13 protein-coding genes are annotated in these 14,164 nt (G+C 68.9%); 10 read left to right on the top strand and 3 right to left on the bottom strand.

Going from position 1 to position 14,164, the window contains the following annotated elements:
- Positions 1–81: 81 nt before the first annotated feature.
- The 3 genes from ACH4SI_RS00065 to ACH4SI_RS00055 all read left to right on the top strand — a co-directional run bounded on the left by ACH4SI_RS00065 (position 82) and on the right by ACH4SI_RS00055 (position 1,800).
- Complete coding sequence (locus ACH4SI_RS00065; RefSeq protein ID WP_398290802.1) at positions 82–501, top strand: CBS domain-containing protein; 420 nt, start codon at positions 82–84, stop codon at positions 499–501.
- 118 nt (positions 502–619) lie between these two features.
- On the top strand, positions 620–1,021 hold the full coding sequence (locus ACH4SI_RS00060; RefSeq protein ID WP_398290800.1) for a DUF2267 domain-containing protein: 402 nt from the start codon (positions 620–622) through the stop codon (positions 1,019–1,021).
- A 467-nt stretch (positions 1,022–1,488) separates the two neighbouring features.
- Positions 1,489–1,800, top strand: a complete 312-nt coding sequence (locus ACH4SI_RS00055; RefSeq protein ID WP_398290798.1) for a hypothetical protein — start codon at positions 1,489–1,491, stop codon at positions 1,798–1,800.
- 54 nt (positions 1,801–1,854) lie between these two features.
- On the opposite strand, the gene ACH4SI_RS00050 is transcribed toward ACH4SI_RS00055, so the two are convergent.
- The gene (locus ACH4SI_RS00050; RefSeq protein ID WP_398290796.1) at positions 1,855–2,577 is read right to left on the bottom strand and encodes an SDR family NAD(P)-dependent oxidoreductase; all 723 of its coding nucleotides are present in this window, start codon (positions 2,575–2,577) and stop codon (positions 1,855–1,857) included.
- A gap of 266 nt (positions 2,578–2,843) precedes the next feature.
- Here ACH4SI_RS00050 and ACH4SI_RS00045 point away from each other — a divergent pair, with 266 nt between their 5' ends.
- Both ACH4SI_RS00045 and ACH4SI_RS00040 read left to right on the top strand, forming a co-directional pair.
- Positions 2,844–3,758 carry a LysR family transcriptional regulator gene (locus ACH4SI_RS00045; RefSeq protein ID WP_398290794.1) on the top strand — a complete coding sequence of 305 codons (915 nt, stop codon included), beginning with the start codon at positions 2,844–2,846 and terminating at the stop codon, positions 3,756–3,758.
- 539 nt (positions 3,759–4,297) lie between these two features.
- The gene (locus ACH4SI_RS00040) at positions 4,298–4,456 is read left to right on the top strand and encodes a hypothetical protein (protein ID WP_398290792.1); all 159 of its coding nucleotides are present in this window, start codon (positions 4,298–4,300) and stop codon (positions 4,454–4,456) included.
- Between the two features lie 48 nt (positions 4,457–4,504).
- Here ACH4SI_RS00040 and ACH4SI_RS00035 read toward each other — a convergent pair whose 3' ends face one another.
- Positions 4,505–4,975 carry a hypothetical protein gene (locus ACH4SI_RS00035; protein ID WP_398290790.1) on the bottom strand — a complete coding sequence of 157 codons (471 nt, stop codon included), beginning with the start codon at positions 4,973–4,975 and terminating at the stop codon, positions 4,505–4,507.
- Positions 4,976–5,306: 331 nt separating this feature from the next.
- On the opposite strand from ACH4SI_RS00035, the gene ccrA reads away from it, so the two are divergent.
- The 5 genes from ccrA (at position 5,307) to ACH4SI_RS00010 (ending at position 10,884) form a co-directional block, all read left to right on the top strand.
- Positions 5,307–6,650 carry a crotonyl-CoA carboxylase/reductase gene (gene ccrA, locus ACH4SI_RS00030; RefSeq protein ID WP_398290788.1) on the top strand — a complete coding sequence of 448 codons (1,344 nt, stop codon included), beginning with the start codon at positions 5,307–5,309 and terminating at the stop codon, positions 6,648–6,650.
- Positions 6,651–6,773: 123 nt separating this feature from the next.
- The gene (locus tag ACH4SI_RS00025; protein WP_398290786.1) at positions 6,774–7,562 is read left to right on the top strand and encodes a thioesterase II family protein; all 789 of its coding nucleotides are present in this window, start codon (positions 6,774–6,776) and stop codon (positions 7,560–7,562) included.
- Positions 7,563–7,572: 10 nt separating this feature from the next.
- The gene (locus tag ACH4SI_RS00020; protein WP_398290784.1) at positions 7,573–8,754 is read left to right on the top strand and encodes a cytochrome P450; all 1,182 of its coding nucleotides are present in this window, start codon (positions 7,573–7,575) and stop codon (positions 8,752–8,754) included.
- A 32-nt stretch (positions 8,755–8,786) separates the two neighbouring features.
- Positions 8,787–9,977 (top strand): cytochrome P450, encoded by a 1,191-nt coding sequence (locus tag ACH4SI_RS00015; RefSeq protein ID WP_398290781.1) that lies wholly within the window; start codon positions 8,787–8,789, stop codon positions 9,975–9,977.
- 67 nt (positions 9,978–10,044) lie between these two features.
- Positions 10,045–10,884: a phytanoyl-CoA dioxygenase family protein gene (locus ACH4SI_RS00010; RefSeq protein ID WP_398290779.1), complete on the top strand. Its 840-nt coding sequence runs from the start codon at positions 10,045–10,047 to the stop codon at positions 10,882–10,884.
- A 166-nt stretch (positions 10,885–11,050) separates the two neighbouring features.
- On the opposite strand, the gene ACH4SI_RS00005 is transcribed toward ACH4SI_RS00010, so the two are convergent.
- Positions 11,051–14,164 (bottom strand): type I polyketide synthase (locus tag ACH4SI_RS00005; protein WP_398290777.1); only part of this gene is annotated, 3,114 nt, incomplete at its 5' end.

Here is a 14,164-nt window from a genome sequence, read left to right as displayed (position 1 = left end):
TTCGCCGGGTACTCGGAGCCGCGAAGGCTGCTGTACAGGCCAAGGGGGGATTTGCACCTTCAGGCACTGAGGAGCGTTTCCATGGCACAGCGCATTCGAGAGATCATGACCAGTCCTCCTGTCACGGTTCAGCCGCAGACCCCTGTGGCCGATGTCGCCCGCCGCATGCGGGAGGAGAATATCGGCGACGTCCTGGTCACCGAAGGCGATCAGCTTCGCGGCCTGGTCACGGACCGGGACCTGGTGGTACGGGCGCTTGCCGAGGGCGGGGACGCCGGCGCCAAGCCCGTTCAGGAGATCTGCAGCGAAGACCTGATCGCCGTCTCCCCCGACGATGACACCGACCGAGCGGTGCAGCTGATGCGGGAGCGGGCCATGCGCCGACTGCCCGTCGTCGAAGAGAACCGGCCGGTGGGCATCGTCTCCCTGGGCGACCTCGCCCTTGAGCGCGACCCCGACTCCGCGCTCAGCGACATCAGCGCCGCCCAACCCAACCAGTAGCCACCTGGCCCCTGGCCGCGCCATCGAGGCGGCAAACCGCCGAAGACAACGCCCCCGCTGTCCCAGCGGTCACGCCAGGGACACCGGCGAGAGCACCGGGCCCTACACATCAGGAGGAATGATCGTGCGCACACAGTGGGACGCCTTCCTGGCAGCGGTCGAGGAGCGAGGCGAATACGGCTCACGGCAGGAGGCCGAGCGATCATCGCGCGTCGTTCTCGCTCTGCTGGGGGCTCACTTGGTGGGCGATGTGCGAGCGGAACTCGCGGCCCGGCTCCCGGAGACGTTCGCGCTGGTACTGCTCAACCCACTCCAGGCGCATGAACCTCTCTCCCCCGAGCGGTTCATCCGCGCGACAGCGGCATGGATTGAAGGAGCCACCGAGAAGACCGCGACGTGGGATGTCAGCGCCGTGCTCAGCGTCGTGGCCGACCTCGCCGGCGATGACCTGACGAACCAGATTCTCCTCCAGCTCCCCCGGGGCTACGACCTGCTGTTCGGTCGGCCACAACCCATCTGACCGAGACAGGCCTGTGCCGTTCAGGAACGCGTCGCTGCAGGTCGTAGACGGTCTGGCGGGGTTTGCGGGCGCGCTGGGACCAGCGGTGTTGCTGCGTCGGCGGATGGCCAGAGAAGCTGAATTGCTCGTGCTCCGGCACGAGAACCCGGTGCTGCGCAGGCAACTTGCGAGTCCGGTGCGGTACCAGTGGGTGGACCGGTTGTGGTTCGCGGCATTGTCCCCGCCGATACCCCGGGCTCGCTGGGCGCAGGTGTTACCTGTCACGCCAGGGACGTTGCTCCGCTGGCATCGGCGTCTCGTTACACGCAGGTGGGACTACAGCGAGTGCCGGACCAGGCCGGGCCGGCCGGCGACAGCGGAAGTGGCGAAGGAGTTGGTGCTGCGGCTGACGCGGGAGAACCCGCGCTGGGGCTGCCGCAGGATCCAGGGGGAACTCGCCCGGGACCGGCAACTCGCACCAGCGGATCGTGCGCCTGACTTCCGAACTGCGCACCATCGCCCAGGGCGAGCAAGCTCCGGGGCTGCGTGCCGAGCTGGCCGCTCGGCGGGACATCGTGGAAAGCTCCTTCCCCGCGGGCATCGGCCGCAGCGTCATCGACGAGGGATTCTCGATGGACCGGGGGACACTGCAGCGCACGGACAAGCGCCGCTGTCGCTGGGTCACCAGGGTCACCGACGCGCTGATCGGATTCCAGTACGACCGCTGCCTCATCGCTCAACCCATCACGCCAGGTGACAGCGCCGCTGTCGACCACGTCTTCCCCTGCTCCCTGCGTTGAATCTGCTTCAGGCCACGACGCGGTGATACGGCAGGGTGCGGGGCGAGGCTGTCATCAGACGGCGAGGCGCCCACCGTCGACGGGCAGGACGGCGCCGTGGATCATCCCGGCGCCGGGTGACGCGAGGAAGACGATCGCGCGAGCGACGTCCTGCGGCGTGCCGACCTGGTTGGCCGGTGCTTGCGCGGCCGTCGCCTCCAGCATGTCGTCATGGCCCGCCATGCCCTCCGTGCGGGTGGGACCGGGGCTGACGGCGTTGACCCGCACCCCGGCGGAACCGAACTCCGCCGCCCAGGACTTGGTGAGCATCTGCAACGCCGCCTTGCTGGAACCGTACAGAGAAAACCCGGGGATACCCCGGTTGGCCACGATCGTCGTGACGTTGACGATCGCGCCGTCACCGCGCTCGGCCATTCTCGGCGCTAGCACGCCCACCAGCAACAGCGCGGCGCGGACGTTGACCGCCACGACGGTGTCGAACTCATCGGCCTTGACGTCCGCGGTCGCCGCGTAGGAGAGCAGGCTGGCATTGTTGACCAGCACATCCACATGCCCGCCGCCGAGGTCGAGTGCCTGATGGGCGAGGTAGAGCACGCTATCGGCATCGGCCAGGTCCGCAGCGACGAAATGGGCACGACCGCCGTCCTGGGCGATCACGGCGACCGCTTCCTCCCCACGGGCCCTGTCCCGGCCGGTGATGATGACGCGGGCACCGCAGGCAGCGAACTGCCGCGCCGTCTCGCGGCCGATACCGCTTGTCGAACCGGTGATCAGCACGGTTCGACCGGCGAAGTCCTGGCACATGAAGATTCCTTCCACGAGGTCGACCCACGAGGTCGACGGGCAACGATGCGACGCGAGCGGCGTCCCGAAAACCCGCCGGAGCGCGAAAACGAGAGCGAGCCGGTGCAGCCACCCCGCACGCCCGCTCCGTATCCCCGATACTGCGGAGCCCCCCTCCCCACTGTCCAAGCCCTGATCCGTATCGAGTTACACGAAACAGGCATACCTGCACGTCGCGGCTTCCGCGATACGGTTCTCCCGTGCCCAAACCGTCGGCGGACCTCGACCTGCGCCTGGTGCGCTACTTCACCGTGCTCGCGGAACACCGGCGGTTCGTCAGCGCCGCCGAGCAGTTGCGCATCACGCAGCCCTCACTGAGCCGACAGATCAGCAAGCTGGAGACGCAGGTCGGCGCCCGGCTGCTGGAACGAACCGCCCGGGGCAGCCGACTCACCGAAGCGGGCGAAGCGTTCTTGCCCCGCGCCAAGGCGTTGCTCCGTTCGGCCGCTCACGCCACGGCCGCTGCCCGCGCAGCGGCACAACCGCAGCGCATCACCATCGGCTACACCGCGGACCTGCTCATCACCGCCGCCGTACGCCACATGCGCCACCACCACCCGGACGCCGACATCCACACCTCGTACCTCAGCTGGGACAGCCCACGCGAGGCACTCCTTGATCACCGTGTCGACGCTGTGGTCACCCGGCTGCCACTGACCACCGACGGCCTGGCGGTCACCACCCTGTACGACGAGGCCCGCGTGCTGGCGGTCTCCCTCGACCACCCGTTGGCCGGCAGGGAATCGGTCACACTCGACGACATCGCTGACGAGCCGCTGCCCCGGGTGCCCGACCCGGCATGGAACGCCTACTGGCGCATCGACCCCCGCCCCGACGGACGCCCCGCCCCCGGTGGTCCGCTGGCCCAAGTGGCCGAGGACAAGCTGGAATTCGTCGCTTCGGGACAGGCGGTGGCCATCATGCCGACCACCGCCCGCCTACGACCCGACATCATCACGATCCCCCTGCGTGGCGTCGATCCCGGTCACGTCGTGCTGGCCACCCGCGCCGCCGACCCCAACCGGTTGCTCGCGGCGTTCCGGCGGTCGGCCCGCACCCACCTCACCGGCCCCGTAGCTCTCCAAAATGGCTTCACCGGGTTTGACCTGAGGTAACGCAACTGACCAGCAGGTATCCGGCACGATCAGTCCTCGTGCTGGTTCGACTTGTCTACCTCATCGGCACGCGAATCTTCGCGTGGCCGTTCCCACGGGACGGCGCAGCCGTACGGCCTGCCGCCTCACACCTGGGCCACAGCGCGGCGGGCGCGGCCCCTGGCGGGCTTGATGGACGTCGGCGACCGGACGGTCGGAGTTTCGGCGGGGATGGGCGCGGCCTCGGGGGCCGGCGGGTCGAGCAGTTGCAGCGCTGCCCCCGAACGCGTCGAGGTCGATGCGTCCGACGAGTTCGCCGATTGTGAGGGTCATGTGAAACCCCCCGTTTCTTTTGGTGCTTTCTGGCGAAATGCGTCATGCGCGCACGGTGGCTCGACTGGTTCGGTCAGTACTTGGCGTGCTTTCATCGCGTCGGCACGGGCTTACGTGAACGCCCATCGGCTTCAGGCTGGCAAATGGCAGTCATGCGGCTGGTGAGCGCTTGTTCAATCGTCCGTATGTCATTTGTGAAACATTCCATTGCAAAGGAAGGGAAAGTCATGGACTTCACCCGAGTCGAGACCGCCGAGATTTCCGACGCCGAGCTGGACAACGTCGCCGGCGGCTTCGGCATCGGCGTTGCCGTCAACGCCGACGTCAACGCTGACACCCCCACCATCAGCATCGAGGCCCCTGGCGTCGGCCCCGTCGCCGTTTGAGTGAGTCGGGCATGCGGCGCCTAGTCAATAGCGGGCGCATTGCTCGGCCTATTGCTGCACAAATTCATTTTTGAGGATGTAGCGATAGATTTTTTCACGGGCGCCGGCACATAATGCGGCGCTGCTTCCGCGGTGTCTGCGGGCCCAGAAACGACGAATGTGTCTCTGTCCGGTCGAGAACCCGGGCACAGGCACATTCGTTTCTGCGTTACGAGCGGCGGCGTTTCGCCCGGGCGGCATGACGGTCTGCATGCGCATGACCAGTCGCAGGTCTCTGGCCTGTGTCTTCTCCGCACAGGCGGCGGCCTGCACCGCGCCTGGGATGATCCGCCGATGCCGCTGTCGATCGTCACCGCGCTGGTCCGGAACCTGATCAAGGTGCGCGCTGCCGTGCTGCGCAGCCAGCTTCGACACCGTCTTCCAAGCGATCGGCGTACGGGTCATCCCGACACTGCCGGAGGTGCCCCGGATGAACGCCACCGCAGAACGCTGGATCGGATCATGCCGCCGCGAGGCCACGGACCGCATCCTGATCACGGGAGAGCGCACCCCGTCTCGTCGTCGCCTTCCGGCTGCGGGCGCCAACCGAGCGCCGCATCCGTCCGGTGAGCTGTCGTGAGAAAGCACCTCAAAGCAGGGTGGTGACAGCGCCCGGCACCCACTCGATCACCCGAAACGAACCGCCCCAGCCTTCGAGGCTAGTGATTTCCGGGGAATTGAGACGCTACCTTGCACGGGCCCGTCTCAGCGATCGTTGACGCGGCGTGCGTGGAAGGAACTGTGCACACTGTGCATGACGCGGGATTAGTCGAACGCCTTCCTTTCATCCCGACCCGAGGACCGGAATCTCGTGAAAGAAATCATCAGCGCCGTTCTCTCCGATGACGCTGTCTCCGAAGACTTCGCCGCGCTCCCCGTTCCTGATTCCTATCGCGGAGCGCTCACGCTGAAGGAGGAGGCCGGGATGTTCGAGGGGCTCGCTTCCTCGGACAAGGATCCGGAGAAATCGCTGCACATCAGCGAGGTTCCGACGCCGTCGCCCTGCGCCGGTGAGGTGCTGATCGCGGTCATGGCGAGCGCTATCAATTACAACACGGTGTGGAGCGCGATCTTCGAACCGCTGCCGACCTTCGCCTTCCTGGAGCGCTACGCCAAGGCCGGGCCGGAGGGTGCCCGGCACGACCTGCCGTATCACGTCGTCGGATCCGATCTGGCCGGGGTCGTGCTGCGCACCGGGCCCGGGGTGCGGCGCTGGAAGCCCGGGGACCGGGTGGTGGCGCACTGTCTGTCGGTGGAGTTGGAGAGCTCCGACGGGCACAACGACACGATGCTCGACCCCGAGCAGCGCATCTGGGGCTTCGAGACGAACTTCGGCGGCCTCGCCGAGATCGCCCTCGTCAAGTCCAACCAGCTCATGCCCAAGCCGGCACATCTGACCTGGGAGGAAGCGGCCTGCTCGGGGCTGGTGAACTCCACCGCGTATCGGCAGTTGGTGTCCCGGAACGGTGCCGGGATGAAGCAGGGCGACAACGTGCTGATCTGGGGGGCGAGCGGCGGACTCGGCTCGTACGCGACCCAGTTCGCCTTGCACGGCGGCGCCAACCCCGTCTGTGTGGTGTCCTCGGACGCCAAGGCGGAGCTCTGCCGGTCCATGGGTGCCGAGGCCGTCATCGACCGCAGCGCTGAGGACTTCCGATTCTGGTCGGACGAGCGGACCCCGAATCCGAAGGAGTGGAAGCGCTTCGGAAAGGAGATCCGCGAGCTGACCGGCGGCGAGGACGTCGACATCGTCTTCGAGCACCCCGGCCGGGAGACCTTCGGCGCTTCGGTGTACGTCACCCGCAAGGGCGGCACGATCGTCACCTGCGCCTCGACCTCCGGCTACACCCACGAGTACGACAACCGCTACCTGTGGATGCAGCTGAAGCGCATCATCGGCTCCCATTTCGCCAACTACCGCGAGGCATGGGAGGCCAACCGCCTCATTGCCAAGGGAAAGATCCACCCCACCCTGTCCACCGTATTCCCGCTGGCCCAGACCCCGGCGGCGGTGCGGCGGGTCCAGGAGAACCGGCACAGCGGCAAGGTCGGCGTACTGTGCCTCGCACCGACCGAGGGCCTCGGCGTCCAGGACCCTCAGGCCCGCGCCCGTCACCTGCCGTTCATCAACCGGTTCCGCGAAGCCGCCGAGTAGTGTCCCCCGGCCTTCCCGCTGCCCGCACCGAGGCCGGCCAAGACTAAGGATTTGCGGGTGCGGTTCGGACTCCACTGAAGACAGCGCGACAGCGCGATCTGGATCGGAAGGGACCGACGAGACTTGGAAACGAAGGACGACGCCACAACGGCCTGGATCCGCCGGTATCACTCATCCGGTGGCAGTACCGTGCGGCTCATTTGCTTCCCTCACGCGGGCGGTTCGGCGAGCTTCTTCCACCCGGTGTCGGCACGATTCTCGCCCGACGCCGACGTGGTGGCCCTCCAGTACCCCGGCCGTCAGGACCGGCGCCGCGAGCCGTGCATCGAGGACATCGGCGCGCTCGCCGACCTGCTCGTCGAGGAGATCCAGGCCCTCAGCGACAAGCCCACGGTCTTCTTCGGGCACAGCATGGGTGCGGTGCTGGCCTTCGAGACCGCTTTCCGGCTCGAACAGCAAGGAGCCAAACCGCCCCACTCGTTGATCGCCTCCGGGCGGCGCGCCCCCTCGACCCGCCGGGACGAGCAGGTACACAAGCGCGACGCCAACGGCATCATCTCCGAGCTCAGGCTGCTCAACGGCACCGACTCGGCGGTGTTCGGCGATGACGAGCTGCTGAGGATGGCGCTGCCCGCGATTCGCGGCGACTACCGGGCGATCGAGACGTACACCTGCGAGCCGGGCCGGAAAGTCCGCTGTCCCATCACCGTCCTGACCGGCGACGCTGACCCGAAGACGACGCTGGAAGAGGCGATCGCCTGGCGGCCGCACACCGAGGGCTGGTTCCAGGTCAAGGTGTTCCCCGGGGGCCACTTCTTCCTCGCCGACCATCAGGCCGAGGTGAACAACGAGATCGCCAGAGAGCTCGAAGCGGCCCGTTCGGCGGGACAGAGCGCTTCGGCAGGACATTGAGGAGGGGCCTGTGCCGACATCCCCAGAGCTGCCCGCCCTGACCACCGAGGCGCGGCCCGTGCTGGACCCGAGCCCGCTGCGGGAGCTGCGGGCGAGCGCTCCGGTCTGCCGGGTCCAAACGCCGGCGGGTGACGAAGCCTGGCTGGTCACCCGGCATGCCGAGGTGAAGAAGCTGCTCCACGACGAGCGGCTGGGCCGCTCCCACCCGAGCCCGGAATCCGCTCCCAGGTACGTCAAGAACTCCCTGCTCGACCTGCTCGTCGCCGACGACCCGCAGGTTGCGCGCGAGGCGCACGCCCGGACACGCGCACTGTTCACACCGAACTTCTCGGCGAAGCGCATCCGCGCTCTGCGCCCGCGCATCGAGGAGCTGGCGAGTGACCTAGTGGAGGACTTCGCAGCGCGGGAACGGCCGGTCGACCTGCACGCGTACTTCTCGTTGCCGTTCTCCCTGCGGATCCTGTGCGAGCTGATCGGGGTGCCGGACGAGGGCCGGGAGCGGTGCGCGGCGCTGCTGGCCGGCATGGGTCAGATCGACACCGGGCAGTCCATGGCCACCGGACCGAAAGCCCTGTTCGATCTACTCGCCGGGGTCTCCGCGCGCAAGCGGGCGGAGCCGGGCGACGATGTGATCTCCCGGATGTGCGCGGCGGGCCTCCCGGACGACCATGTCGGTTCGCTGGCCGCGGTCCTGTTGTTCGCCGGACTGGAGAGTGTCGCGACCCACATCGATCTCGGCGTGGTGCTGCTGTCCGCCCACCCGGAGCAGCGCGACGCGGTGCTCCGGGATCCGGCCCTGCTGACCGGCACGGTCGAGGAGGTCCTGCGGTCCGCCAAGCGAGCCGGGGCGACCTTGCCGCGGTACGCGAGTGAGGACATCGAGATCGCCGGCGTGACCATTCGCGCCGGGGAGCTGGTACTGCTCGACTTCGCGCTGGCGAACTTCGACGAGCAGGCGTTCAGCGAGCCGGAGCTGTTCGACATCACCCGCTCGCCGAACCAGCACCTGACCTTCGGCCACGGGATCTGGCACTGCGTCGGCGCGCCTCTGGCCCGGGTCGAGCTGAGCACCGCGTTCACCACCCTGTTCTCGAGGCTGCCCGAACTGCGACCCGCGGCCCCGTTGGGCGAACTGCGAACGCGGGGCGGCGAGTTGGTCGGCGGCCTCGCCGAACTGCCGGTGACCTGGTAGCCGGTCCGGACCGGATTGCGAAGCGGAGAGAAATGGGAACTGCTGACATGTCGGACGCCGCCGCGAAACTCGTCGACTTCCCGCTGAGACGACCCGGTGACCCCCTCCCGCCCCCGCAGTACGAGGACTTCCGCGAGCGGGCGGGGCTGGTCTGGTCCACCATGCCCACCGGTGCCCGGGTCTGGCTGGTGACGCGGTACGAGGACGTCCGCGCGGTGCTCACCAACCCGAAGATCAGCTCCAACCCCGGACACGAGGGCTTCCCCAGCCCCGGCCGGACCGGCGGGCCGCCCGCGCAGGACCAGGTGCCCGGCTGGTTCGCGGCGCTGGACCCGCCCGAGCACGACCGGTACCGCAAGGTCCTGATCCCGGAGTTCAGTGTCCGGCGCATCAAGGAGTTGCGGCCGCGGATCCAGGAGGTCGTCGACGACTGTGTCGAGGCGCTGCTGGCGAAGGGCAGTCCCGCAGACCTGGCCTCCGACTTCGCGGTGCCGATCCCCTCTCTGGTGATTTGCGCGCTGCTCGGGGTACCGCAAGCGGACCGTGGTTTCTTCGAGTCGCGTATCCGTGTCCTGGTCACGCTGAGCGCCACCGACGAGGAGCGCGACGAGGCGTCCAAACAGATCCTGCGCTACTTCAGCAGGATGATCGCCATCAGGAAGCGGCGCCCCGGCGACGACCTGATCAGCGTGATGATCAAGTCGGAGACGATGACCCCGATGGAGATCGGCGGCGCGGCGATGCTGCTGGTCATCGCCGGCCAGGAGACCACGGCCAACAACATCGCGCTCGGCGCGAGCACTCTGCTGTCGAACCGTCAGTGGATCGGCGACGACCGGGTGGTCGAGGAGCTGTTGCGCTACTACTCCGTCGCCGACCTGGTGCCGCTGCGCGTTGCCCTGGAGGACGTGGAGATCGCCGGGCAGCTCATCAAGGCCGGTGAGGGCATAGCCCCGCTGGTCGCCGCGGCCAATCACGACGGCTCCGTGTTCTCCTGCCCGCACCAGTTCGACCCCGGCCGCTCGGAGCAGCACCACATCGCGTTCGGCTTCGGCCGGCATCTGTGTCTCGGGGCGCATCTGGTGCGCACCGAGATGGAGCTCGCCTACCGGACGCTGTTCGAGCGGATCCCCACGCTGGAGCTGGCCCGGCCCGTCGAGGAGTTGTCGTTCAGGAACAACGGCGTCCTGTTCGGCCTGGATTCGCTACCGGTCCGCTGGTAGTGCCCTGTGTCCCTGCCCTCCCTCTGTCCGTGACCCTCCTCCGATGAACAAGGAGCCTGGAATTCCCATGGCCATACGTCTCGCCCGGCTCCCCGCCTCGTCCACGGTGGCCGAAGTCTCCGCGGCGCTCGACCGCGACGGCGGTGTGATCGTGGAAAACCTGATCGACAAGACCACCCTCAGGGGGCTCTGGGACGACCTGGGTCCCGCCCTGGAGAAGACCGGGTACGGGGACAGCTCGTTCGCCGGACAGCGGACCAAGAGGCTGTGCTCGTTGTTCGCGCGTTCCCGGCATATGGAGGAGGTGGCGCTGAACCCGCTGTTCCTCGGCGCCGCCCGCGACCTCATCGAGCGACCCGTACCCAGCTGGTTCGGTCCGCAGCGGACCGAGCTCGCGCCGAACGTACAGGTCAGCATCACGCAGGTGATCCAGATCTGGCCCGGGGAGACACCGCAGCCCGCGCACCGCGACGACATCGCGCACATGCTGCCCTCCCCCGGGCCGACCAACCGCGTGCAGATCATGCTGGCGATGGACGAGTTCACCGACGAGAACGGCGCCACGATGGTGTATCCGGGCAGCCACGCCTGGGAGGCGGAACGCGGCCCGCGGCCGGAGGAGGCGGTGCAGGCGGAGATGGAGCCCGGCTCCTGCCTGATCTGGGTGGGCGGGCTGTTTCACGGCGGCGGGCCAAACCTCTCCGAGGATCCGCGGACCGGTCTCACCATGGCCCTGGTGCGCGGCAACCTCCGCCAGGAGGAGAACCAGTTCCTGGCCGTGCCGAAGGAGATCGTCCGGGAGTACCCGGAAGAGTTGCAGCGCCTGCTCGGCTGGGGCCTGTGCCCGCCGTTCATCGGCTGGTACGAGCACGCGGACCCGAACCCCCTGCTCCGCGCCGAGTCCTGAGCGCACCGCGCGCCTGACCGGGCGTGTCAGGCGTCTGACCGGCCGCGTCAGGGACCCCGGGTGCCGTCCCGAGGCCGACGACCGGATACCGAAGGCCACCGTGAGGGATTCTCCTCCCGCACGGTGGCCTTCGGCATTGGTCACCGGTCCGTGCCGCCGCCGCGCTTCATCCTTGCTCGTTCAGCCATTCGTGCACCCGCTGCGCGGTCGTCTCCGCGTCCGCCTCCAGCAAGGTGAAGTGATTGCCGGTCACTTCGAGCACCTCGTGGTCAAGCGGCCAGGACGGCCGCGTGGCCTCGAGGAGCAGCTCAGGCACGAACTCGGCAGCCTGTACGAAGAGCGTCGGGGTTTCGATCGGACGCGGCCGCCAGTCCATGAACAGCCGTGCGTAGTGCGCCATCGCGGTGAGCTGGTCATCGTCCACCGGGATCTGGGGGAATCGCCGCATCAGCCGGTGAGTGGTGGCCGCCATGCCCAGTGCGAGGTTGTCGCCGGCGCCCGCGGGAGTGTCCAGCAGGACCAGCGCCCGCGGCGGTGTTCCAGCCGCCTCCAGTCGCGCGGTGAGGGTGTGGGCGAGCCAGCCCCCCGAGGAGTAGGCGACGAGTGTGAGCGGTTTGTCCCCGAACGCGCGCAGCACCGCGTCCGCCTGCCGGGCGGCGGTGGCGTCGAGATCGGCCGGAAGTGCCTCGCCCGGGCCACAGCCGGGTGTGGGCAGGACCCAGACGTCGCGGGTGCCGCGCAGGGCTTGGGCGAACCGGGCGAACTGGTACGGGCTCGCCGGGGCCACCAGCGACGGGACGCACAGCAGGGGCTCGGCCGCCGAGCCGTCCGACAGCCGCACCGGCTCGGCGCCCGTCGGCCCCTCGCCTCCGGTGTCATGGACCTGGAACCTGGGGCGCGTTCCTGCCGCGAGGTCGAGCAGGTCCAGCCCGCGCCCGTGCTGCTCCCGGTCGAACGCGTGCCGAAAGAGGTGTGTGACGGTGCCGCACCGCGCCATGCCGTCCGCTCGTTCCGGCCCGGCGGTGGCCGCCGGGTCGGCCGACCCGGCCAGTCCGGCCAGAAGATGGGTGGCGAGCGCGCGCGGCGTCGCGTGCTCGAACAGCGCCTCCGCGGTCAGGGCCAGTCCGGTCGCCCGGCTGAGCCTGGTGCGCAGGTCGGTGATCGACAGGGAGGTGAAGCCCATTTCGAGGAACCTGCGGCCGGTTTCCACCTCCGTCACGTCGGTGTGGCCGAGAACGGACGCGATCTGCGAGGTGATCAGACCGAGCAGTGTCCGGTCCTGTTCCTCGGCCGTCATGCCCCGGAGACGGGCGGCCAGTTCGCGGTGGTCCTCGACGCGCTCCGCCCCCGGAAGGGCCGAACTCCGCTCATGGTCGCCCGCGCCCCACCGCGAGAGGAGCGGTGTCGTCCCCGGCTCGGCCGCCCGGTCCGCCAGCCAGAAGCGGCGGCGCCGGAAGGCATACGTCGGCAGCTCGGTCCGCTGGGCGCCGGTCCCGGTGAAGAGCGCGGCCCAGTCCACGTCCGTGCCGCGTACGAACATCTCGGCGGCGGCGGTCAGCAGGCTCTCGATCTCGCCGCGGTCCCGGCGCAGGACCGAGACCGCGGTCTCCACATCGGACGGTACGAGGGAGGTGAGCACCGGATCGGGGCCGACCTCCAGCAGGCGGGTGACGCCCAGCTCTCCGGTCGCGGTCCGCACCGCGTCGTGGAAACGGACCGGACGGCGGATCTGTCGCACCCAGTAGTCTCCCGTCGCCCAGTCCCGTTCCCCCACCGGGCCCCCGGTGACGGTGCTGACCGCTGGGAGCACCGGCTGCCGGTAGGTGACGCTTTCGGCGATACGGGCGAAGTCCGCCAGCATCGGCCGCATCAGCGGTGAGTGGAAGGCGTGGCTGACCCGCAGCCGGGACACCCGGCGGTCCTCCGCACGCGCCACCGCCATCGCCCGCTCGACGGCGTCCTCATCCCCGGAGATCACCACCGCCGAGGGGCCGTTCACTGCCGCGATCGCGGCCCGCCCGCCCTCGGGTGCCGCCTTGGCGGCCTCGTCGAGGATGCGCACCACCTCGTCCTCACCGGCCTCGATCGCGGCCATCGCACCCCCCGTGGGCAGTGCCTGCATCAACCGGGCGCGCGCCGCGACCAGTCGGGAGGCGTCGACGAGGTCGAAGACGCCGGCGGTATGGGCCGCCACCAGCTCGCCGATGGAGTGCCCGAGCACGACATCCGGGCTCATGCCACAGGAGCGCAGCAGCTCCACGAGGGCGGTCTGCACCGCGAACAACGCCGTCTGGGCATACCCAGTCCGGTCCAGCAGCGCCGCCTCGTCCGAGCCGTCCGAGGCGAACAGCGCCTGACGGACGGTGATATCGAATCCGGCGGCGCCGTCGAGTTCCGCGTCCAGATGGGCGCACACCTCGTCCAGGGTCCGGGCGAACACCGGGAACCGGTCGTAGAGTTCGCGGCCCATGCCGATGCGCTGGCTGCCCTGTCCGGTGAACATCCACGCCGTGCGGCCCTCGGACACGACGCCCGACACCACGGAGGCTTCGCCGTCGGCCAGAGCGGTCACGCCCGTACGGAGCGCCGCGTCGTCGGCACCCAGCACCACCGCGCGATGGTCGAGCAGCGCGCGGGTCGTCGCCAGCGAGAAGCCCACGTCGACCGGGGATCGATCCTGCGGTCCCCGCTCATCGAGGAAGCATGCGAGGCGGCCTGCCTGTGCGCGCACCGCGTCCGGGCTACGTCCGGACAGCACCCACGGCACCACCGGCAGCGGTGCCGACGGCCGCTCCTCCACGGTGGCGGGAGCGGTCTCGGGAGCTTCCTCAAGGATGACGTGGGCGTTGGTCCCGCTGATACCGAACGACGACACACCCGCCCGACGTGGCCGCTCACCTCTCGGCCAGGCACGAGCCTCCGTCAGCAGCCGCACCGCCCCCGACCCCCAATCCACATGCGACGACGGCGAGTCCACATGCAGCGTCGACGGCAACTGCTCCGCGCCAAGCGCCATCACCATCTTGACCAGCCCGGCCGCACCCGCAGCAGCCTGAGTGTGACCGATGTTGGACTTCACCGAACCCAGCCACAACGGATCCCCCTCACGATCCCGCCCATAGGTCGCCAACAAAGCCTGCGCCTCAATGGGATCACCCAGACTCGTACCGGTGCCATGCGCCTCCACCACATCCACATCCGACGCCGAGACCTTCGCCGCCCTCAACGCCTGACGAATCACCCGCTGCTGCGACGGACCATTCGGCGCCGTCAAACCATT

The sequence above is a fragment of the Streptomyces sp. NPDC021212 genome (assembly GCF_044332925.1).
GTDB lineage: Bacteria > Actinomycetota > Actinomycetes > Streptomycetales > Streptomycetaceae > Streptomyces.
This window is presented reverse-complemented; position numbering and strand designations above follow the sequence as displayed.

Excerpts from the sequence above, each read along its gene's own strand:
- ACH4SI_RS00065 (WP_398290802.1), top strand. The coding sequence starts at position 82 with ATGGCACAGCGCATTCGAGAGATCATGACCAGTCCTCCTGTCACGGTT.
- ACH4SI_RS00060 (WP_398290800.1), top strand. The coding sequence starts at position 620 with ATGATCGTGCGCACACAGTGGGACGCCTTCCTGGCAGCGGTCGAGGAG.
- ACH4SI_RS00040 (WP_398290792.1), top strand. The coding sequence starts at position 4,298 with ATGGACTTCACCCGAGTCGAGACCGCCGAGATTTCCGACGCCGAGCTG.
- ACH4SI_RS00015 (WP_398290781.1), top strand. The coding sequence starts at position 8,787 with ATGGGAACTGCTGACATGTCGGACGCCGCCGCGAAACTCGTCGACTTC.
- ACH4SI_RS00010 (WP_398290779.1), top strand. The coding sequence starts at position 10,045 with ATGGCCATACGTCTCGCCCGGCTCCCCGCCTCGTCCACGGTGGCCGAA.